24 protein-coding genes and 1 pseudogene are annotated in these 18,402 nt (G+C 64.4%); 17 read left to right on the top strand and 8 right to left on the bottom strand.

Annotation, left to right across the window (positions count from 1 at the left end; translation table 11 throughout):
• Positions 1–243: 243 nt before the first annotated feature.
• From J2X76_RS02420 to J2X76_RS02390, 7 genes are all read left to right on the top strand, one after another.
• A complete protein-coding gene (locus J2X76_RS02420) occupies positions 244–1,830 on the top strand; it encodes a Na+/H+ antiporter subunit D (protein ID WP_310212724.1) in 1,587 nt (528 codons plus the stop codon).
• On the top strand, positions 1,827–2,300 hold the full coding sequence (locus J2X76_RS02415; protein ID WP_113128003.1) for a Na+/H+ antiporter subunit E: 474 nt from the start codon (positions 1,827–1,829) through the stop codon (positions 2,298–2,300). Before J2X76_RS02420 ends, J2X76_RS02415 begins: the two co-directional genes overlap by 4 nt.
• Entirely contained in the window at positions 2,297–2,716 is a 420-nt protein-coding gene (locus tag J2X76_RS02410) for a cation:proton antiporter (protein ID WP_310212721.1), read from the top strand. The genes J2X76_RS02415 and J2X76_RS02410 overlap by 4 nt, the downstream gene beginning before the upstream one ends.
• A complete protein-coding gene (gene mnhG, locus J2X76_RS02405) occupies positions 2,713–3,057 on the top strand; it encodes a monovalent cation/H(+) antiporter subunit G (RefSeq protein WP_113285257.1) in 345 nt (114 codons plus the stop codon). Before J2X76_RS02410 ends, mnhG begins: the two co-directional genes overlap by 4 nt.
• Before the next feature lie 437 nt (positions 3,058–3,494).
• On the top strand, positions 3,495–3,926 hold the full coding sequence (locus tag J2X76_RS02400; protein WP_113128006.1) for a MucR family transcriptional regulator: 432 nt from the start codon (positions 3,495–3,497) through the stop codon (positions 3,924–3,926).
• 316 nt (positions 3,927–4,242) lie between these two features.
• Positions 4,243–4,689 (top strand): helix-turn-helix domain-containing protein, encoded by a 447-nt coding sequence (locus tag J2X76_RS02395; RefSeq protein WP_310212710.1) that lies wholly within the window; start codon positions 4,243–4,245, stop codon positions 4,687–4,689.
• Positions 4,682–5,509: a DUF6456 domain-containing protein gene (locus J2X76_RS02390; protein ID WP_310212708.1), complete on the top strand. Its 828-nt coding sequence runs from the start codon at positions 4,682–4,684 to the stop codon at positions 5,507–5,509. Before J2X76_RS02395 ends, J2X76_RS02390 begins: the two co-directional genes overlap by 8 nt.
• A 61-nt stretch (positions 5,510–5,570) precedes the next feature.
• On the opposite strand, the gene J2X76_RS02385 is transcribed toward J2X76_RS02390, so the two are convergent.
• The 3 genes from J2X76_RS02385 to J2X76_RS02375 form a co-directional block, all read right to left on the bottom strand.
• Entirely contained in the window at positions 5,571–5,996 is a 426-nt protein-coding gene (locus J2X76_RS02385) for a hypothetical protein (protein ID WP_310212705.1), read from the bottom strand.
• Positions 5,997–6,064: 68 nt separating this feature from the next.
• A complete protein-coding gene (locus tag J2X76_RS02380) occupies positions 6,065–6,571 on the bottom strand; it encodes a hypothetical protein (RefSeq protein ID WP_310212702.1) in 507 nt (168 codons plus the stop codon).
• A gap of 250 nt (positions 6,572–6,821) precedes the next feature.
• Positions 6,822–7,583 (bottom strand): SDR family oxidoreductase, encoded by a 762-nt coding sequence (locus J2X76_RS02375; RefSeq protein WP_113128010.1) that lies wholly within the window; start codon positions 7,581–7,583, stop codon positions 6,822–6,824.
• Between the two features lie 156 nt (positions 7,584–7,739).
• On the opposite strand from J2X76_RS02375, the gene J2X76_RS02370 reads away from it, so the two are divergent.
• Entirely contained in the window at positions 7,740–8,345 is a 606-nt protein-coding gene (locus J2X76_RS02370) for a TetR/AcrR family transcriptional regulator (RefSeq protein WP_113285251.1), read from the top strand.
• A gap of 189 nt (positions 8,346–8,534) precedes the next feature.
• Positions 8,535–9,065, top strand: coding sequence for an AAA family ATPase (locus J2X76_RS02365; protein ID WP_310212698.1), 531 nt, complete (start codon positions 8,535–8,537; stop codon positions 9,063–9,065).
• A gap of 26 nt (positions 9,066–9,091) precedes the next feature.
• Here the strand turns inward: J2X76_RS02365 and J2X76_RS02360 are convergent, their stop codons facing one another.
• Complete coding sequence (locus tag J2X76_RS02360; RefSeq protein ID WP_113285249.1) at positions 9,092–9,514, bottom strand: SufE family protein; 423 nt, start codon at positions 9,512–9,514, stop codon at positions 9,092–9,094.
• Between the two features lie 196 nt (positions 9,515–9,710).
• Complete coding sequence (locus tag J2X76_RS02355; protein WP_113128075.1) at positions 9,711–10,130, bottom strand: DUF5330 domain-containing protein; 420 nt, start codon at positions 10,128–10,130, stop codon at positions 9,711–9,713.
• A gap of 95 nt (positions 10,131–10,225) precedes the next feature.
• On the opposite strand from J2X76_RS02355, the gene J2X76_RS02350 reads away from it, so the two are divergent.
• The 3 genes from J2X76_RS02350 (at position 10,226) to J2X76_RS02340 (ending at position 13,057) form a co-directional block, all read left to right on the top strand.
• A complete protein-coding gene (locus tag J2X76_RS02350; protein ID WP_310212693.1) occupies positions 10,226–10,450 on the top strand; it encodes a hypothetical protein in 225 nt (74 codons plus the stop codon).
• Positions 10,451–10,632: 182 nt separating this feature from the next.
• Positions 10,633–12,132: an ATP-binding protein gene (locus tag J2X76_RS02345; protein WP_310212691.1), complete on the top strand. Its 1,500-nt coding sequence runs from the start codon at positions 10,633–10,635 to the stop codon at positions 12,130–12,132.
• Complete coding sequence (locus J2X76_RS02340; protein WP_310212688.1) at positions 12,104–13,057, top strand: peptidoglycan-binding domain-containing protein; 954 nt, start codon at positions 12,104–12,106, stop codon at positions 13,055–13,057. The genes J2X76_RS02345 and J2X76_RS02340 overlap by 29 nt, the downstream gene beginning before the upstream one ends.
• Before the next feature lie 161 nt (positions 13,058–13,218).
• Here J2X76_RS02340 and J2X76_RS02335 read toward each other — a convergent pair whose 3' ends face one another.
• Positions 13,219–14,202: a dienelactone hydrolase gene (locus tag J2X76_RS02335; protein ID WP_310212684.1), complete on the bottom strand. Its 984-nt coding sequence runs from the start codon at positions 14,200–14,202 to the stop codon at positions 13,219–13,221.
• A gap of 152 nt (positions 14,203–14,354) precedes the next feature.
• Between J2X76_RS02335 and J2X76_RS02330 the strand changes: the two genes are divergently transcribed.
• The 4 genes and pseudogenes from J2X76_RS02330 to J2X76_RS02315 form a co-directional block, all read left to right on the top strand.
• Positions 14,355–14,678, top strand: coding sequence for a PadR family transcriptional regulator (locus tag J2X76_RS02330; RefSeq protein ID WP_310212681.1), 324 nt, complete (start codon positions 14,355–14,357; stop codon positions 14,676–14,678).
• Positions 14,678–15,250: a DUF1700 domain-containing protein gene (locus tag J2X76_RS02325; RefSeq protein WP_113128077.1), complete on the top strand. Its 573-nt coding sequence runs from the start codon at positions 14,678–14,680 to the stop codon at positions 15,248–15,250. Before J2X76_RS02330 ends, J2X76_RS02325 begins: the two co-directional genes overlap by 1 nt.
• Positions 15,251–15,284: 34 nt before the next feature.
• A complete protein-coding gene (locus J2X76_RS02320; protein WP_310212677.1) occupies positions 15,285–15,992 on the top strand; it encodes a GIN domain-containing protein in 708 nt (235 codons plus the stop codon).
• Positions 15,993–16,212: 220 nt separating this feature from the next.
• Positions 16,213–16,401: pseudogene (locus J2X76_RS02315) on the top strand (peptidoglycan-binding domain-containing protein); the annotation flags it as partial.
• 108 nt (positions 16,402–16,509) lie between these two features.
• On the opposite strand, the gene J2X76_RS02310 reads toward J2X76_RS02315, so the two are convergent.
• The gene (locus J2X76_RS02310; RefSeq protein WP_310212674.1) at positions 16,510–16,956 is read right to left on the bottom strand and encodes a MarR family transcriptional regulator; all 447 of its coding nucleotides are present in this window, start codon (positions 16,954–16,956) and stop codon (positions 16,510–16,512) included.
• Between the two features lie 68 nt (positions 16,957–17,024).
• Between J2X76_RS02310 and J2X76_RS02305 the strand changes: the two genes are divergently transcribed.
• A complete protein-coding gene (locus J2X76_RS02305) occupies positions 17,025–17,396 on the top strand; it encodes a VOC family protein (RefSeq protein WP_310212672.1) in 372 nt (123 codons plus the stop codon).
• Positions 17,397–17,432: 36 nt separating this feature from the next.
• Here the strand turns inward: J2X76_RS02305 and J2X76_RS02300 are convergent, their stop codons facing one another.
• Complete coding sequence (locus J2X76_RS02300; RefSeq protein WP_310212669.1) at positions 17,433–18,299, bottom strand: LysR substrate-binding domain-containing protein; 867 nt, start codon at positions 18,297–18,299, stop codon at positions 17,433–17,435.
• Between the last annotated feature and the right edge of the window lie 103 nt (positions 18,300–18,402).

The raw sequence follows: 18,402 nt of genomic DNA, 5'->3' as shown, positions 1-18,402 counted from the left end.
TGAGGAATTTGGGCCGCCGGGCGGTGCGACACCCCTAACCCTCCCCCTTCTGGGGAGGGTGGCCGGCAGGCGGGAGGGGTTTCCTGCGAAGCGAAGACCCCTCCCCAACCCCTCCCCACAAGGGGGAGGGGCTCCACGCACCGCCTCGCATTTCATTTGCGCTGCCTTGAAGGGCGCGATGAGTAGGGCGAGGCGAGTGGCTCGACCGGGGAAAGCCGCCAAGCCGGCAAGAGGCATCCACTGATGGCAACCCCAGCAAACGCCCCCGCCGACCTCTCGGCCGCTCTCGTCCTTTCGGCCCCGCCGCTGGCAGACTGGCTGGTCGTGCTCCCGGTCGCGCTGATGATCGGCCTCGGCGCCGTCCTGATGATGGTGCGCAAATCCGTCCGCCTGCACGGCGGCATCGCGATCGCCGGCCTTGTCATGCTTGTCCTGCTCGATGCCGGCCTGCTGTGGCGCGTTTCGGTCCACGGCCCGGTCACCATGGTCATGGGCCGCTGGCTGCCGCCGTTCGGCATCGCTTTCACCGCCGATCTGTTCGGCGCGGTCATGGCGCTTTCCGCTGCGATCGCGGCCCTTGCCGCGGGCGTATTCGCGCTCTGGGATATCGACGCGAGCGGCCGGCGGTACGGCTTCTATCCGTTCCTGATGCTGTTGATGGCGGGCGTCACGGGCGCCTTCCTGACCGGCGACATCTTCAACCTCTATGTCTGGTTCGAGGTGCTGCTGATCTCGTCCTTCGGCCTGTTGATCCTCGGTTCGCAGCCGGAGCAGATCGACGGCGCCTTGAAATACGCGATCCTCAACCTGATCGGCACGACGCTGTTCCTGATCGCGGTCGGCGCGCTCTATGCGATCTTCGGCACGCTCAACATGGCCGACATCGCCCGCAAGGCGGCGGGCCTGCGCGAGACCGCGCCGCTGACGGGGCTGACGGCGCTGTTCATCCTCGCCTTCGCCATGAAGGCCGCTGCCTTTCCGGTGAATTTCTGGCTGCCGGCCTCCTATCACACGCCGCGCGTCACCGTGTCGGCGCTGTTCGGCGGGCTGCTCACCAAGATCGGCATCTATGCGCTGATCCGCGTCGCCATCATGCTCTTCCCGGTCGAGCGCGAGGCGTTGAGCCTGGTCGTCGCCATATCCGCGGTGCTCACCATGCTGGTCGGCGCGTTCGGCGCGCTGGCCCAGAATGATATCCGCCGGCTCGTCGGTTACCTCGTCATCGCCGGCATCGGCAACATGCTGGCCGGCGTGGCGATCGGCACGCCGGCGGCCGTCAGCGGCGCGATCCTCTACGCGCTGCATTCGGTGGTGACCATGACCGCGCTCTATCTGGTGGCGGGGCAGGCCGGACGGCTCGGCAGCACCTGGTCGCTCACCGGCCTCGGCGGGCTTTATCGCAGGGCGCCGTGGTTTTCGGCCGCCGCCTTCCTGCTGTTCCTGGCCGCTTCCGGCCTGCCGCCGCTGTCGGGCCTCTGGCCCAAGGTGGCGCTCCTGAAAGCCTCGCTCGATATCGGCGCCTGGTGGCTGGCCGCCGCCATCCTGGTCTCCGCCTTCCTGATCACGCTGGCGCTTGCCCGCGTCTTCCTGCTCGCGTTCTGGCGGCCCGGGCCCGAAATCGGCACGGAGGTGGCGGATGCGGGCGAATCCCAGGCCGCCGACCCCGTGGATTGGCGCATCGCCCTGCCGCTCGGCGGCCTGACTGTGCTCACCGTGCTGTTCGGGCTGATGCCGGAACCGCTGCTCGACCTGAGCCAGACGGCGGCGGCCGGACTTGCCGAGCCGGCGGCCTATATCCACTCGGTGTTTGGGGGAGGGACGGCGCGATGATCACCTATATCCTGTCGCTGGTCTTTGCCGTGGTCTGGGTTGCCGTCACCGGCAGCGCGACGCTGCATAACCTGATCTTTGGTTTTGCGCTCTCGACGCTGGCGCTGTGGATCGTGCGCGGCGAGATGAATGCCCGCGGCTACTGGCGGCGGTTCGGCCGCATCCTGTCGCTGCTCGCGTTGTTCTTCAAGGAACTGGCGCTGTCGGCCTGGAAGGTGGCGGTGCTGGTGGTCAGTCCGCGCATGGACCTGAAACCCGGCATTTTCGCCTTTCCGCTGACCGTGACCCGCGATTTCGAGATCACCCTGCTTGCCAACCTCATCACGCTGACCCCCGGCACGCTGTCGGTCGATGTCTCCGCGGACCGCAGGACATTGTTCGTCCACGCCATCGATTGCTCCGATGTCGAAGCCACGAAACGGGATATCGCCGAAGGCTTCGAACGCAAGATCATCGAGGCCTTCCGATGACGGCGGCTCAGATGGTCCTTTCCTTTTCGATCTGGCTGGCGCTGGTGGTGCTCTGTGTTTCCTTCCTGATGACCGTCTGGCGGGTGATCAAGGGGCCGACGCTCCCCGACCGGGTGGTGGCGCTCGACATGCTGACGGGCATCGTCATCGGCTTCATCGCGCTGATCGCCATCCGCACCGGCTTCACGCTCTATATCGATATCGCCATATCGCTCGGCCTCGTCGGTTTTCTCGCAACCGTCGCCTTCGCCCGCTTCGTCCTGTCGCGCGGGGGGCGGGAGGGCCCGCCGGGGGAAACCGCCAAGGCGGAAATGATCAAGGCGCTTGCGGCCCCGGTGCCCGAAACGCGCCGGAGCCCCCGCAAGAAACCCGCCACCGGCACCGGCCCGGCCGTCAGACGGAAGGCAAAGAAATGATCGACGGCTTCCTTGCGCTCCTCACCGCTTTCCTCGTGCTTTCAGGCGCCGGCTTCGCGCTGGTGGCGGCGATCGGCCTCAACCGCCTGCCGGACCTCTATACCCGCATGCACGCGGCCTCCAAGGCCGGCACGGTCGGCTCCGGGCTGCTGCTGCTGGCCGTCGGCGTTCATGCAGGCGACCTGCCGACATTTGCAAGAGCGCTTGCGGGCTTCTTCTTCTTCGTTCTGACCGCGCCGATTTCCGCGCATCTGCTCGCTATGGCAGCGCACAGGGTCGGTTATCCACTTCACGCTGAGTCCGTACGGGATGAAATGAAGGATTACGATAAGCGAATATAATCCTTGGGGAACGAGTTATAACCCTGTCATGATTGAGCAAATGCCCGTCTATTCATCAGTAATGCTGATGTAGGGGCGATATAGGCTCCAGAAAGGCTGGTAACGGGTAAAATTCGCACTTGGAGATAAAGCGAAGCAGTGATACTTCATTACAAGTAGAGTGCAGATGTTGTTCTAGATTAGGCGTTCCCTCGTCAATTCGGTGAAGTCGACAAGTTCTTCAGATTGAGGAACGATAAGCGCCGACCGCAGGCAAGGGCAAGTTCTAATCGAACGCAATATCCGGCGCGAACCGTTTTCTTTTCCGCATGAAGCTTAGGGGTAGGCTTCGGTCGCAAGGCGGCGGATGGCAAGGGGTTTTCTCCGGGAGACTCTACGAGCGGGCAGGTGCTGCGAAGGTCGCGGTGCCGGCCAGTCACTTAAACAGGAGACAGGAAATGACAGACATCGCATTGGGCAAGAGCCCGGATCTGCTGGTGGAGTTGACCGCAGATATTGTGGCTGCCTATGTGAGCAACCATGTGGTGCCCGTCAGCGATCTTTCGAACTTGATCGCGGACGTGCATTCGGCGCTGAGCAACACCTCTTCGCCGGCACCGGTTGTAGCGGCCATCGAAAAGCCGAAGCCGCCGGTCCCGATCAAGAAATCGATCGAGGACGACTATCTCATCTGCTTGGAAGACGGGCAGAAGTTCAAGTCGCTGAAGCGGCATCTGATGACCCATTACAACATGACGCCGGAAGAATATCGCGAGAAGTGGGGCCTGCCGGCCGATTATCCGATGGTGGCGCCCGCCTATGCGGAAGCCCGCTCCAGGCTCGCCAAGGAAATGGGTCTCGGCCAGCGCCGCAAGCGCGGCAAGGCCTGAGCCGGGACCGGAGCCCGGCAAAGGCACCGGGAGGATTTGGGACCAGTCCGACGAGGACCGATCGCGCTGGCGGTCGGCGGACGGTCCCGGCATCGACCAACAGATGCGGATAAAGAACCGGGCCGATCAAACGCCCGGTTTTTTCTTTTCCGGCGTCCAGCCGGGATGACGGGTAGAGGAAAAAAATCCCATTATTTTTCCAATGCTTGTAAAAACCATCAGCAATTTCAGCGAATAATTGCAATCTTGCAGTTTCCAGCATCCCCGCTTTTGCTCTAGGATGTATGAATTAATTCCTATTTATTGAGGAGTTGTCATGCCTTTCGAGAGATATTTCGGGCCTTCCGCGCCGCTTTCCGCCCCACCTTTTTCAGCGCCCGTACCAGTGCCCGCGCCTGTGGATGCCATCGCCAGGCAGCCGCGGCTTCCGGCCAGCCTGCCGCTCAGGACGGCCTGCCGCATTGTTCGCCAGATGGTCTGCGAACTGGTCCAGCTTTTCGGTGATCGGGTGATGCTGCGCCGCGACCGGCGCCGGGTTTCCTGCCATGTGCGCCAGATCGCCATGTATGTCTGCCATGTCGCGCTCAGCATTCCGATGAGCGATATCGGCGAAGCCTTCGGGCGCGACCGCACCACCGTCGGCCATGCCTGCCACGTGGTGGAGGACCGCCGCGACGATCTCGCCTTCGACGAATTCGTCGCGGCGGTCGAGCGCATCGTCACCGCCGTCTTCGGCGTTTCGGAGGTGACGGTCCATGACTGAGACGATCCGCAAACCGGTGACGGACAAGGGAACCGACCCGAGCCTCCGGCGGCACCTGCTGCGGCTGATCCGCCAGCTCGCCCGCGGCGACTGCGCAATCGAGACGGGGCAGACGGGCGAAGCGCGGCTGACCGGTGGAGAGGAGCGGACCTATCCGCAGGCCGTCATCGCCGAAGCCCGCTCGCTCGGCCTGGCCGAACTCCGCGATGGCAGGATCGCCGCGAGTGCGCAGGCGTCGAGCTTCCTGCGTCGGGCGCTTGTGGCGGGCGAGGAGGCCTTCGTCGAACAGCATGGCGAGATCGTCATCGCCTCGGCCGAGATCGAAGGCGCCCGCCAGCCGGTGCGCCGCAACCTTGCCGAATCGCCGCTCGGCACGATCGCCCGGATGAAGGACCGCGACGGAAAACCCTTCCTGCCGGGCGAGGCGCTGGAGGCGGGCGAGCGGCTGGCTGCCGATTTCACCCGCGGCCAGCTCCAGCCCCGCGTCACCGCCTCCTGGGAGCCGCGGCTCGCGGCCCGCGCCAAGGGTGCGCCCGGCGGTCAGTCCGACATAGCCGACAGCGCAATGTCGGCCCGTGACCGCTTCTCGACGGCGATGGAGGCGATGGGGCCGGAGCTTTCCGGCGTCGCGGTGGATGTCTGCTGCTTTGCAAAGGGCCTCGAGACGGTGGAGCGCGAACGCCAATGGCCGGCGCGTTCCGCCAAGCTCATGCTGCGCACGGCGCTGCTGGCGCTCGCCCGCCACTACGCGCCGCCCGTGCCGGCCAAACGCCGCCAGAGCCATCACTGGGGCGCGGAGGATTACCGGCCGGTGTTGTGAACCGAAATCCCTGCTCACCTCCGGCGCCGATATCGAACTCACATCACGGCAGGCCGCCGGATCACTCCCCGAGAGCTGTGCGCGAGACGTAAACGGTGATGGTCGCCTCGGCAAATGGCGCAGGCTCTATGACTGCGGCGACCTTGAAAACCAACGTTCTCGGCGTTGCGCCAAACGGTGTCCGGGTGCCTTCGGGATCCGTGAGAAGCAGCTGATCCCCTGCCTTGACTAAAAGAGCATCGGCCACCTGCCGGCCGATAACGGCATGACGACCCGCGGCGAAATCTCGCCGCGTCACCTCGGTCCGGATGTTGAGGCTGGGAAGATCATCGGCTTCGATGCCGCGAACCATCACCCCGGTGCTGCGATCATTGGCCGTCGCCAAGGCGTTGAAGGACTGACCGGCGGTTTGTCCGGCAGCGTCCGTAAAATCAAAAACAGCCGTGATCGCGAGCAGAAAACCAAAAACACCCGTCTTGAGCGCCATCTGCAAAGCCTATTCCCAAGCGAAAATCCGCCGCCATGACGAACGTCAGGCCGCCGTCCGCCGACCCGTCATTCGATCTGCATGTCCAGTTGCTTGGCTATCGTTTCGTAATGGCGGGAGGAGGCCGCGTTCCCCTGGCCGGCATATCGCCCGCTCACCTCCCGGGCCGCCTTGGCCGCCGCGCGAAACGCGTCGAGCCTGACCTGCGGGTCCAGTTCCGCATCGCCGCCGATATCGCCTGCCTTGAACCGGCCGACCCTGTAGCCTTCGTCGTCGATCACGCCGATGACCGGCACGCCGGCCCGCATCTCGCCGTAGAAGGCGGGCCCGGCGCGGTCGCCGTCGCGGCGGCGCAGCATTCCCGGGCCGGACGCCTTGTTTCCCGGGCAGGCGCCGGTCCAATATGTGGGACCGGCCGTCAGGGATAGCGGGGCGACGAACTCGCAATGGCTGGTCGGATCCTTCGACCATGCCAGGCCGCCGGATCCCTCCTGCGCCTGCAGGGGAGGGGCGCACCAGAGCGATGCGGCGAAGGCGAGAACCGCTGCGACCTTGAGTGACTTTGGCTGCTGCACCTTGTGATCTCCCCTTCCGCGGCGGCATGCGCGGCGATCCGTCTGCACCCGGGCGTTCGGCTGCCGGCGCGCTGGCGCAGAGCTTTATAAGGAAAGGCCGCCGGCCGCAATCGAGGCCGCCGGCTGCATTCCCGAGGAAAGCTTGCCGCGGCGGGAGCGCGGCTTCCCGAACTTCGGCGAAATCCGCAAAGCCGCGCCGGTGGCCGGAGCCGGGTTGCGGCTCCAGGATCCAGGTTCTCTCCCTGGAGGTTCAGATGCCGAGACCGCCTGCGACGTTGATCTGCTCGCCGTTGATGTAGCCGGCATGCGGCCCGGCGAGGAAGCAGATGGTTTCCGCCACTTCCTCGAGGGTCGCGATACGGCGGATCGGATGCATGTCGAGGATGGCGTCGCGGTTGGGAAGCTCGCCGGCAACGTCGGCCGCCATGTCGGTCGGCATGATCCCCGGCTGGACCACGTTCACGGTGATATTGCGCCGGCCGAGATCGCGGGCGATACCCTTGGCGTAGCCGGCGAGCGCCCATTTCGTCCCGGTATAGTCGGCGACGCCGGGGAAGGGGACGTAGGAGCCGAGAAGCGAGCCGACGAAGATGATCCGGCCGCCGTCTGTCAGCTTTTGCGCCGCCGCGCGGGTGTTGGCGATCGTGCCGAGGACATTGACCTGCCACTGGCGATTATAGTTGTCCCCGTCGAGTTCCGGATCGTCGACCGTCTGACCCTGGATGGCGATGCCGGCATTGTTGACGAGGATATCGAGCCTGCCGAACTCGGCCATGACCCGGTCGACCAGCGGTTTTGCGGAGGAGAGATCCGCCTGGTCGCTCCGGACCGCGATGGCGCGGACACCCTTTGCCCGCAGTTTCTCGACGACCGCTTTCGCCTTGTCGGCCGAGGCCGCGTAGCTGATCGCAACGTCTGCTCCGTGAGCGGCGAACGCTTCCGCCGTGGCGGCGCCGAGGCCGCGCGAACCGCCGGTGATCAGGGCGACCTTTCCCTTGAATATGTTGGACATGAGTATCCTTTCTCCATGTGCGAGGGGAGCCGCCCGCTCCCGGCGAGGCGGGTCCGATTATCGTAACGTTCATTACAATAACGATCGGTATGTAATTTGACAGGCGCGGTCAAGCGGTTTAATAACGATCATTATGAAAATGACCGGACCGATCTGATGGGCCGCCATCGCGAATTTGACGTGGAAAAAGCGCTGGACGCCGTCCTGTGCGTCTTCTGGCGCAAGGGTTACGAAGGCGCGTCCTATGCGGACCTGACCGCGGCTGCCGGCGTCGAGCGGCCTGCACTCTATTCCGCCTTCGGCAACAAGGAGTCGCTCTTCCGACAGGCGCTGGCGCGCTACTACGAGCGGTATGTCGACTATCTTCCCGCCGCACTCCAGCGCCCGACGGCGCGCGAGGTTGCGGCGCATGCTCTGCGCGGCGCCATCGATCTCACCACCCGTTATCCCGAGCATACGGGATGCCTCGGCATCCAGGGCGTCCTGGCGGGATCGGATGAAGCGGAGCCTGTCCGGCAGGCGTTGATAGAGTCGCGCGCCGAAGGCGAGGCCCAGCTTCGCGAACGCTTCGAGCGGGCAAAGGCTGAAGGCGACCTGCCGGAGACGGCCAGGCCCGACACGCTTGCGGCCTATCTGATGGCCGTTCTTCACGGCATGGCGGTGCAGGCCAAGGCCGGCTTCAGCCGCGAGACGCTGGAAGCCGTTGCCGAGCAAGCGCTGTCCAACTGGCCCTCCGGGCGTGCGGCCCCGGAAACAGCCTGAACGCCGGTCCGCTCGCTATCCCGCCTCCCGGGCGAAGCCGGTCTGCCAGGCTTCTGCGCACCCGCGGATGGGCGCGCCTGAAATATCCGTGTCATTGACGACCGTTACACCGCACCCGCTCCGTGCCTCGCGCGGAAGGAAAGCCTGGGCGGGTTTTTCCGGGGCATATGGTTTATCGAGGGCAGCGGAATGGGCATCAGGAATTATCTGATCGAAGGCGTCTCCGGCACCGGCAAGACATCGGTCGCCACGGAACTGCAACGGCGCGGTCATCACGTTGTCCACGGCGACCGCGAACTGGCCTACCGGGGTGACCCCGAAACGGGCGAACCCCTGGATGGCCCGGCATATGATCAGAATGCTGCCGATGCCGCCTTCGCGCATCGGCACCACCTCTGGGATGTCGGCAAGGTAAGGTCCGTGGTGGCCGATAGAAGCCACCCGATTTCGTTCTTCTGCGGCGGCTCCAGGAATTTCCGTCATTTCATCGATCTGTTCGATGACGTCTTCGTCCTCGATGTCGATCCGGACACGCTGAAGAGGCGGCTTGCCGAACGGCCCGACGACGAGTTTGGCGCAAGGCCGGCCGAGCTGGAACTGATCATGCGGCTGCATTCCACGAAAGAGGACATTCCTGCAAACGCGACGATCATCGATACCGCCGCCCCGCTCGCTTGCGTGATCGACGATCTCCTGTCGAGATGTGGAGCCACCGGCTGAGGCCGGAGCGGAACCAGACGGGGTCTCTAAGCCGCGGCCCGGACCTTCGCCTCTTCGCGGATCCGCTTGACCATCGAGCGCAGCCCGTTGGCGCGCTGGGAGGAGAGGTGTTCGACGAGCCCGATGCGGTCGAAAATCTCGATCGCGTCGGTGGCGGCGATCTCGGAGGCGGTCTTGCCGGAATAGACGGCGAGCACGATGGCGACGAGGCCGCGCACGATATGGGCGTCCGAATCGCCGTCGAAGGTCATCACCGGGTCGGCGCCGCCATCGACGATATGGCTGACCAGCCAGACCTGGCTGGCGCAGCCCTGCACCTTGTTCGCCGCGGTCTTCTGGTCGTCGGGCAGGTCCGGCAGCGCCTTGCCGAGTTCGATCACATAACGGTAGCGGTCTTCCCACTCGTCGAGGAATTCGAAATCTTCGATGATCTGTTCGAGGCTGGCCATAGGCGCTCCGGTTCTTCTATCGTTCCATATAGGCACTGCCGGCCGGGATAAAAGCAAAAAAAAGCGCCGTGAGGGGGCAATCCTCACGGCGTCAGCACATGCTGAATACAGGGCAGGCAGTCCGGCGCCGGGAACCATGGCTATCAGAGCCCGGCGCAAGCTTTGGAATTCGAAATCGGGCGGCTCGTGCGCCAACCTAGTGAACGGGCCGTCTCTGCGGCACCGGCACCGTGCCGGTCAGGATCGTGTCGGTAACGGCAGCGGCTGCCGTTTGGGCCTGTTTGGCCGGGAATGGTGTCGGGTCGGGATCGGCAATCACCGCCGTCTGTTTGCCCTTGTCGCCGAACTGCTTGTCGAGCAGCTCGAAGGCGACCTGGGCGCCCTGTCTGGCCCTGGTGCCGAGCGCCGAGAAGGTCTCGGCACCCTTTTCACAGACCTCGGGTTTTTCGGTGCAGATGGCGCTCACATATTGATAGGCTTCGGTCGCGGCAGAAAAGGCATTGCTGACCTGAAGGGGCGAAAGCCCCTCGGCCTCGGTCGCCGGCTTGCTGCTGAAGTAGGAGAGCACCACCAGCACGGCTGCGAACCACATACTTCCCTTGATGAGAAACCACATCGTTTTGTCCACCTGTTTTTCCCGCTCTAGAGTGTTGAAGCGGGCCGCCGGGTCTGTGCCGGTCTTGAACATGGTTGTACCGCCGGGAAGCAAATATGGCTTTGACGGGACCGTTCGGGTTTTCGGCAAATTTGCTTAAAATGCCGGATATCCGCATTTGCAGCGCCTTTGCCGCGAGTTTTGCTCGAATTTTAGCGATCCATGTTAAGCATAATTGCGGCGGGCCGCCCGAAACCCTTGGCTTTCCCGCCCCTCCGCCTGCCACAGAGGTTAACGGTTTGGGAAAAATCAAAGTAAATCCGGCGCTTACGCCGCGTTAACCACAAACTCGGAAGGCTTGCCCCATCTGTCTCAAAGCCGGATTTTCGGCCATGACGAGGCTTTCCGCACCCCTTGTTTTTATCCTTTCCTTAAGCCACGGGGGCCTATTGTCGGCTTCGATAACCGAGTCTCTGCAGGGTTTTGCGTGCGCGTATTGAGTAACATTGCCGGAAAGGCGGTCATGCTGGTCGATGAGACCGCGACCCGCTGGCTCACGCGCCTTGGCGAGGGCGAGGCTGCGCGCGCCGGTGAAATTGCCCAGTTCCGCCGCCTTGCCTTCTGCGCGCTTGCCGCGCTCGTCTCGGTGCCGCCGGTGCTTTCGCTGCTCCTGCCGCCGGCGCTGGCTCTGCCCGTCGGCGTCGCGCTGGTCCTGTCGCTCTTCCTTCTGGCGGTCGCCGCCTCCTTCGCCTTTCCGCGCCATGCCGTGGCCGCGGTCGCCGCGCCGCAGCCGGAAGACGCAGCTTTCCATGCCATGCCGGGCCTCTCGCTCGTGCTCGATCCGCACGGCCTCCTGTTAAAGACCAGCGGCCGCGACCAGCATCTGTTCCCCGCAAGCCTGCGCGATGCGGCGGGCGAGCCGCTGGCCGAACGTGTCCACGTCTCCGACCGGATCGGCCTCGTCCAGGCTTTCGACATGCTGCGTCAGGGTGCGCCGAGCGCGATTGCCGATATCCGCATCGAGCGGCCGTTTTCGGCTGCCGGCCGGCAGTTCCTGCCCGTCCGCCTCGACATGACCGCCATTCGCGACGGCGAGGGGGAACTCCTCCATGTGCTGGCGCAGGCGCGCGACATGTCGGAAGAGGAGCATCTCCGCTCGGAAGCGGCGGCCCATATCGCCGATGCGCGCTCCGCCCATGAGGCGAAGTCGCGGTTCCTCGCCGCCGTCAGCCACGAGCTGCGCACGCCCCTCAATGCCATTCTCGGCTTCTCCGACGTTCTCGCCGGCGAATATTTCGGCAGGCTCGAAAACGACCGCCAGCGCGAATATGTCGGCCTGATCCGCCAGTCCGGCGGGCACCTGCTTTCGGTCGTCAACACCATGCTCGACATGTCGAAGATCGAGGCGGGCCGCTACGAACTGCTCGCCGAGCCTTTCGCGATCGCCGAAGCCGTGGAAACCTGCCGCGCCATGCTCGATCTCACCGCCCGCGAAAAGGGCGTGACGCTGACCAGCCGCGCCTCGCGCGGGCTGGGCGAAGTGATCGCCGACCGCCGCGCCGTGCAGCAGATCCTCATCAACCTTGCCGGCAACGCCATCAAGTTCACCGGCCCCGGCGGCGTGGTGTCGATCGATGCCGTGCTTGAGGGCGGCGACATCAAGATTTCCGTCAGCGATACCGGCATCGGCATCGCGCCTGAAAAGCTGCAATTCATCGGCCAGCCGTTCATGCAGGTGGAAAATGCCTATACCCGCTCCTACGAAGGTACCGGTCTCGGTCTTTCTCTGGTAAAGGGACTGGTGGCGCTGCACGGCGGTCGTTTCACGATCGCCAGCCGTCCGGGCGAGGGGACCGTGGTGACGATCTCGCTGCCGGCCGACGGCTCGGGCGTTGAAGGAAAACGGGATGATACCCGGGAGGAGAAAGTCGAATTCCCGCCGCGGCTGAAGGCAGCCCGGCATGCGGCCATGATGGACGAACAGGATTTTATCGATGACCGCGCGGAAGCGAAAATCGCCTGACAGGAAAAAACCTGTCAAGCAACCGGGCATGCTGTCGAGCCTGGCTCTGGCGGGAGCGCGGGCGGCTGCGCGCCGGCCGAAGACGCTGCTGGGCTGTGCGGCGTTCGGCGTCGTATTCTCCTTCGTCGCCGCCAACGCGCTCTGGTATCAGCCGGGCGGCCATCCGTCGCCCTTCCTCGCCACCCGCGACGCCAGGAACCCGAACGCGATCGCCGGTTATCGCCCGGCAAGGCGCACCGCGCCCGCCGACGTCACCACCTTCCGCATCGAACGCGCCAACCCGGATGCCGTAACGCCGGCTCCGGCCGCGGCCCCCACGGCCGCACCCGCCCAGACGGCGGCGCCCGCCCCGATGGCCGCGCCCGTGCAGCAGGCGGCGCCCTCCGTCGTCGCGCCGACCCCGCGCCCGCAGCCGCAACCGCAGCAGGCGGCCGTCCAGCCTTCGGTATCTCATGACCCGCCGCCCGCGGCGCCGAAGCCCGCCGAGGCCGCAAGGCCGGCACCGCCGCCCGCAAGGCCCGTTCAATCCGCCGCCCTGCCGCCCCGGCCCGTTTCCGCGGCCCGCCCGGCCGAGAGCGCCAATGCGCGCGGCGAAGACCCGGTGGCCGCCGCGATCCGCGCCTCCGAGCGCAAGCCCGGCATGACGCCGCCCGCCAGCATTCCGAACGCTGCCGCCAATTCTGCCCGGCCGGTTGCGACGCCCGTGTCGCAGAAGCCGAACGCGCCCGGCCAGCCGAGCGACCTCGTGCTGCAGATCCAGCGCGGCCTGTCGAACATCGCCTATGCGGATGTCGGGGTGGACGGCGTCGCCGGCGCCCAGACCAAGGCCGCTATCCGCCGCTTCCAGCGCCACTACCGCCTGCCAGAAACCGGCGAACCGGACGAACTGGTGCTGAAGAAGCTGAAGTCGATCGGCGCGCTGTAGGGCGCCGTCACTCTCAAGCTCCCGAATTTTGGTATTGCGGCGAGGCCAACAGCGGCTGCCCCGTTGCGGACAGGCATGATGGCATTTTCACCGGCCTGCGTTATGCGACGTTGTTTCGACGATCTTGCCCTGCGAGGAGTGCTTCATTCCACACGGCCGGTTCACTTCCTCAGATTTTGCCGGAAGAATGCGATCACTTCGGCATTGAACTCCCTGTGGAAGACGGCTCGGTCGAAGCCGGGGGCGTCGATACATACCTCCGAAAACTGACGGTTCTTGGGGCACGGCGTCAAAAACGACAGATGGACGGCATTGCGCACTATCCGAAAGTCAGGCTTTTCGGGCAATACACGCGCAAGTGTCGCAACATCGTCCGGCGATGCTCCGCCACCTCCTCCCAGCTCTGATCCCCATAGCTGAAGCGGAATCGTGACGTCCTTCACGCTATCCGTGGTCTGAAAGACAATGCTGAGAGGGTCAGCGGCGACCATGGCCTTGATGCGGGGATCATGAGTCAGCGACTGGGGTAGCGGCCTTTGCTGTGGGGGGCGGATTTGATTGGCTTGCGGGCAGCCGGTTGCTTTCGGGTCCGCGCACCGCGGCGGCAACCTGCTGAAATCCGGATTGGCCCCGGCGATGACAAGACCCGTATAGCCGCCTTGAGAGAACCCGTAGAAGCCGGCGCGCTGCGGATCTATCTTGGCGACATCAGGTGAGGCCATAAGCATGAAATCAACGGTTCTCTTGATATCGACAGGACGTCCGATCAACGCACCCAAACCGTCTGCGCGGCTCATATCGGCATAATTCGCGTGCGGATGATTGATGGCAACGACGACAAAGCCGGCATCGGCCAGGGCTTCGGCCGTGTCATGGTGGCCAAGATACCAGCCGCCATAGCCGTGCGAGATGATAACGAGCGGCAGCTTTTCTCCGGCAATCGGACAATCCAGGACTGCTGGTACTGTCAGACCTTCGATCCGCACATCCGCAGGCACCTCGGCGCAGGGTGACCACATCGCCGCATCGATTGCCGGACCATCCCCTTGCCCGTCAGGGATATGAAGGAACTTCAGACCCGCGGCGTGGGCGGACGACACGGCGAGACAAAAGGCGGCCGCCAGGGCCAGGCGTCGGTACGTCATTGTTATTGCTCCAGCTTATAAAGGAAATCCGATGGCCCGAGCTGACACTCGCCGTACTGCGAACGTTCAACGCACCAGACCCAGCAATTCATTTCACTATCTTGCAATAACAGGTAGCGTGTTATACACAGCATGTAAATACGAGGAATAGAATGGCCGACTCGATCCAAATTCAGCTGCGAAAGGGGGCGCTCGATCTCTGCGTCCTGGCGGTGCTATCGCGGGGGGAAAGCTATGGCTACGAGATTGCCAGCACCCTGGTTACCGCCGTCGGCATGGGCGAAGGCACGATCTATCCGTTGATGCGCCGCATGCAGAATGAAGGCCTGGTTGCCACGCGCATCGTGGAATCCAGCAGCGGGCCGCCTCGCAAATATTACCGGCTGACACCGCTTGGCCGGACGGTTTTCGAGACCCATCGCAACGACTGGCGATCCTTCGCCGACGCCGTCAACAAACTTGTCGAGGTTACATGATGACCAGGGATGCCTTTCTCAGCAGGCTGAAACAGGGGCTTGCCGGTCTTCCGCCGGAGGAGATCGAGGAGATCGTTGCCGATTACGCGGCCCATTTCGCCGAATCCAACGCCCATGGGCGCAGCGAAGCGGAGGTCGCGGCCGCATTGGGCGACCCGGCCAGGATTGCCCGGGAATTGCGCGCCGATATCGGGCTGCGGCGCTTCGAAACCCATTGGAGCCTCTCCAATCTCATGGGTGCGATGATGGCGCTGGCGGGCCTCGCCCTGGTCGATCTCCTTCTGCTGCTGCCGTTGCTGATCGTGGCGATCGTGATGGCGATGGCTTTTGCGGTCGTGCTGGTGGCGCTTGGCGCGGTCGGGTTGAAGATCGTCTTCACGGCTTTGCTCTTCGATCCGGGCGGAGCCCTGACCGACCTGCTGGCGCGCCTGTTCATCGGCGTCGGGCTGGTGAGCGGATTCCTCGGCGGCGGCGCTTTGCTTTTGATGGGAATAGGTGCCGGCACCCGCATGCTTGGCCACTATGCCCGATTGCATTTCCGTCTGGCCCAACCGGACCGGCACGGCGTTTGAAACTTTCGGTATATTTTACGGAGGGAGCCTCGATATGACTCGGACATTGGCATTTGTCGCAACCACCGGCCTGATTGGCGCCGCTGCTTTCTTGACGCTCGGAATCGCGCTCGCGGGTCCGAACTGGACCGATACGGCGGGTTTGTTGGGCATAGGGGAATCGACCTGCGGGCCGGCGACCTCGGCGCGGCGGCAGGTGACGCTTCCCTTTGCGGCAGGCGAAAGCCTGGCGGTCCACATGCCGGCTTCGGTCCATTATCAGCCGGGCGACAAGGCAGAGGCCGTCATCAGCGGAGATCCCGCTTTGCTGGATCATGTGCGGTTCGAAGCAGGCGAGCTGGGCCTCGATTGCGAGCCCGGCTGGTTTGCCCCGCGCCTTGAGGTCAAGCTGTCGGGGCCGCCGATCGCCATATGGGAATTGCGTGGCAGCGGCGATCTTGTCCTGTCGCAGATCAACCAGCCGAAGCTCCGGTTGAGCATCAAGGGCAGCGGCAGCGCGTCCGCCACGGGAGCCGCGGATGCCGTCGATCTGAGCATTTTCGGGTCGGGTGATGCAAGGTTCAAGGAGCTGACTGCAAAATCGGTGCAGGTGGAAATCCGCGGCAGCGGTGACGCCAGGCTGACCGCGCAGGTCGATGCGGATGTTTCGATTTTCGGAAGCGGTGATGTCGAACTGTCCGGCCGGCCGGTCATGCGGCGCTCGGAGATCAGAGGCAGCGGCAGTATCCAGCAAATGCCCTAAAGCGCCCAGCGAAGTGGAATAGCACCGTGCCGCCCGCGGCGCCGAGGCCACAAGGCTGAGGGCGCCAATGCGCGTGGCGAAGACCAGGTGGCCGCCGCGATCCGTGCCCGAGCGCAAGCCCGGCATGACGCCGCCCGCCAGCATTCCGAACGCTGCCTCCGGTTCCAGCCGGCCCGTCGCGACCCCCGTGTCGCAGAAGCCGAACGCGCCCGGCCAGCCGAGCGACCTCGTGCTGCAGATCCAGCGCGGCCTGTCGAACATCGCCTATGCGGATGTCGGGGTGGACGGCGTCGCCGGCGCCCAGACCAAGGCCGCCATCCGCCGCTTCCAGCGCCACTACCGCCTGCCAGAAACCGGCGAACCGGACGAACTGGTGCTGAAGAAGCTGAAGTCGATCGGCGCGCTGTAGGGCGGGCGCGCTCCACACGAAGAATACCGATATCTCTACGCTGCTTGGCCCGAGGCGGTTGAAACCGGCTCGACGGACGGGGCCCATCGACCGTCTGTTGGCGGAGGATCACCGCATGGCTTCCGCGATCCGCAGCAAGGCCGAATAGATGATCTCCGGATCGCCCGGTGCGACGGCCTCGCGGGCCAGGCTTTCCGCCCTGGCGACGATCTCGTGAGCCGCCTGCAGCGCCGACCGCCCGTCCGGCGTAAGTTCGGCGGTCAGCACCCTGCCGTGGACCGGATGTGCCGTTCGCTTGATAAGGCCGTCCCGTTCGAGTGTCGCGATGATCGACTGCATCGTCTGCGGCGTTACGAAGGCCCGCCGCGCCAGGTCCGCGCCGGATAGGCCCGCGCTGAACTCAAGCCCCGCCAGAACCGAATATTGCGGCGTTGTCAGGCCGATGTTCCTCAGTTCGGTGTCGAGATGGCCCCGCAGCGCTTGCTGTGCCCGTTTCAGGGCATATCCGAGCGAGCGGTAGGTGTCGTCTATCGGCGGATCAATCAGGCTGGACATATCAGTACCCTTATATTATATCAGGCCCCTGACGATACCCCGTCACTCTAGAAAAGGAAAGACAGCTCATGCCCCGCCTCATTGGACCGGATTTCATCGGGATACAGACGAAGGATCTGGATGCCGCACGGACCTTCTACCAGGACGTCGTCGGGCTCACGCCCTCGGCAAAAGCCCCTCCGGGCGCGGTCGTTTTCGAAACGCATCCGATCCCGTTCGCCGTCCGCACACCGATCGAGGAGTTTGACGACAACGACAAGCTGGGGGTCGGCATCGCGATCTGGTTCGGCTGCGACGATGCTGACGAATTGCACGCTCATTTGCGCGAGCGCGACGTGCGCATCGCCTTCCCGCCGAAGGATGGTCCGTTCGGACGCTATTTCGCCTTCGTCGATCCGTTTGGTTATACGATAACCGCCCACACCGTCCGTACAGAATAGGTGAAAGCGCGTCAGCGGAGGGGCGGGGCTGCGCGCCTAGCGTGTCGCCACCGCCTCCAGCACCAGCCGCTTCAGTTCCTCGGCGGGAGCAGCCAGCCGGGTTTCGGCGACATGCAGCGCCAGTTCGATCGTGCCGAGATCGGGCAGCCCGGCATCCCCGGGGTGGAGTGCGGCGAGATGTGCCGGCTTGCCTTCCAGAATGCGCGGCGTGACGCCGAGGCCGGCGGTGACCGCCGCCCAGAGACCGGCGAGGCTGGGGCTTGCGAAAGCATGCCGCCAGGCGATGCAGTGATTGTCGAGGGCGTCGACCGCGGCCTTGCGGAATGCGCAAGGGGGATCGAAGGCGACGATCGGGAGCGGATCGCCGGGCGTGTGGCGAAAACCTGACGGGCCGATCCAGGCAACCTCCCGCCTTGCGAGGATTTCGGCCCGTGGATTGGCGAGCGTCCCCCAGGTGAGAGCCACGTCGAGCTCGCCCCTGTCGATCGCCTGGACCATGGCGACACCGCGATCGACCCGCGCCTCGACCCGCACTTTCGGGTGGATCTTCGAAAAACGTCCGAGCAGCCCCGGCAGCCAGGTCTCGGCAAAATCCTGCGGCACGCCGATCCTCACCCAGCCTTCGAGTTTCTCGACACCGCGCACCGCTGCGCGCGCCTCGTCATTGAGTTCGAGAATCCGCTTTGCGTAACCGAGCAGGATCTCGCCGGCCTCGGTGAGCACAAGTCCGCGCCCCTGTTTGTGCAGGAGCGTCTCGCCCACCTGCTCCTCGAGCTTCTTCAATTGCAGGCTGATCGCCGACGGCGAACGGCCGAGCCGGTCGGCCGCCCTGGCGAAGCTGCCGAGTTCGACGCCGAGCGCGAAACTCCGCAGAAGATCGATATCGAGATTGGTTGGCAGCATATCGTTGAGTTCTGCAAAATTATTTCTTTGGAATTTCGCGATTTTCAAAACGATTGTGCCGATGGATCATGCTGTCGTCAACCCGGCTCAAAAGGAGAAGAAC

The sequence above is a fragment of the Neorhizobium sp. 2083 genome, assembly GCF_031455615.1.
Taxonomy (GTDB): Bacteria; Pseudomonadota; Alphaproteobacteria; order Rhizobiales; family Rhizobiaceae; genus Neorhizobium.
The sequence above is the reverse complement of the archived record's forward strand: the minus strand, read 5'-3'. Positions and strand labels throughout refer to the sequence as shown.

What these genes read in the sequence shown, in the direction of transcription:
- J2X76_RS02350 (WP_310212693.1), top strand. Translation starts at nt 10,226, where the DNA reads ATGGCTTTGACGGGACCGTTCGGGTTTTCGGCAAATTTGCTTAAAATG.
- J2X76_RS02410 (WP_310212721.1), top strand. Translation starts at nt 2,297, where the DNA reads ATGACGGCGGCTCAGATGGTCCTTTCCTTTTCGATCTGGCTGGCGCTG.
- J2X76_RS02420 (WP_310212724.1), top strand. Translation starts at nt 244, where the DNA reads ATGGCAACCCCAGCAAACGCCCCCGCCGACCTCTCGGCCGCTCTCGTC.
- J2X76_RS02390 (WP_310212708.1), top strand. Translation starts at nt 4,682, where the DNA reads ATGACTGAGACGATCCGCAAACCGGTGACGGACAAGGGAACCGACCCG.
- J2X76_RS02370 (WP_113285251.1), top strand. Translation starts at nt 7,740, where the DNA reads ATGGGCCGCCATCGCGAATTTGACGTGGAAAAAGCGCTGGACGCCGTC.
- J2X76_RS02415 (WP_113128003.1), top strand. Translation starts at nt 1,827, where the DNA reads ATGATCACCTATATCCTGTCGCTGGTCTTTGCCGTGGTCTGGGTTGCC.
- J2X76_RS02395 (WP_310212710.1), top strand. Translation starts at nt 4,243, where the DNA reads ATGCCTTTCGAGAGATATTTCGGGCCTTCCGCGCCGCTTTCCGCCCCA.
- J2X76_RS02345 (WP_310212691.1), top strand. Translation starts at nt 10,633, where the DNA reads ATGCTGGTCGATGAGACCGCGACCCGCTGGCTCACGCGCCTTGGCGAG.
- J2X76_RS02305 (WP_310212672.1), top strand. Translation starts at nt 17,025, where the DNA reads ATGCCCCGCCTCATTGGACCGGATTTCATCGGGATACAGACGAAGGAT.
- J2X76_RS02385 (WP_310212705.1), bottom strand. Translation starts at nt 5,996, where the DNA reads ATGGCGCTCAAGACGGGTGTTTTTGGTTTTCTGCTCGCGATCACGGCT.
- J2X76_RS02325 (WP_113128077.1), top strand. Translation starts at nt 14,678, where the DNA reads ATGACCAGGGATGCCTTTCTCAGCAGGCTGAAACAGGGGCTTGCCGGT.
- J2X76_RS02365 (WP_310212698.1), top strand. Translation starts at nt 8,535, where the DNA reads ATGGGCATCAGGAATTATCTGATCGAAGGCGTCTCCGGCACCGGCAAG.
- J2X76_RS02375 (WP_113128010.1), bottom strand. Translation starts at nt 7,583, where the DNA reads ATGTCCAACATATTCAAGGGAAAGGTCGCCCTGATCACCGGCGGTTCG.
- J2X76_RS02300 (WP_310212669.1), bottom strand. Translation starts at nt 18,299, where the DNA reads ATGCTGCCAACCAATCTCGATATCGATCTTCTGCGGAGTTTCGCGCTC.
- J2X76_RS02360 (WP_113285249.1), bottom strand. Translation starts at nt 9,514, where the DNA reads ATGGCCAGCCTCGAACAGATCATCGAAGATTTCGAATTCCTCGACGAG.
- J2X76_RS02310 (WP_310212674.1), bottom strand. Translation starts at nt 16,956, where the DNA reads ATGTCCAGCCTGATTGATCCGCCGATAGACGACACCTACCGCTCGCTC.
- J2X76_RS02320 (WP_310212677.1), top strand. Translation starts at nt 15,285, where the DNA reads ATGACTCGGACATTGGCATTTGTCGCAACCACCGGCCTGATTGGCGCC.
- J2X76_RS02340 (WP_310212688.1), top strand. Translation starts at nt 12,104, where the DNA reads ATGACCGCGCGGAAGCGAAAATCGCCTGACAGGAAAAAACCTGTCAAG.
- J2X76_RS02335 (WP_310212684.1), bottom strand. Translation starts at nt 14,202, where the DNA reads ATGACGTACCGACGCCTGGCCCTGGCGGCCGCCTTTTGTCTCGCCGTG.
- J2X76_RS02330 (WP_310212681.1), top strand. Translation starts at nt 14,355, where the DNA reads ATGGCCGACTCGATCCAAATTCAGCTGCGAAAGGGGGCGCTCGATCTC.
- J2X76_RS02400 (WP_113128006.1), top strand. Translation starts at nt 3,495, where the DNA reads ATGACAGACATCGCATTGGGCAAGAGCCCGGATCTGCTGGTGGAGTTG.
- mnhG (WP_113285257.1), top strand. Translation starts at nt 2,713, where the DNA reads ATGATCGACGGCTTCCTTGCGCTCCTCACCGCTTTCCTCGTGCTTTCA.
- J2X76_RS02355 (WP_113128075.1), bottom strand. Translation starts at nt 10,130, where the DNA reads ATGTGGTTTCTCATCAAGGGAAGTATGTGGTTCGCAGCCGTGCTGGTG.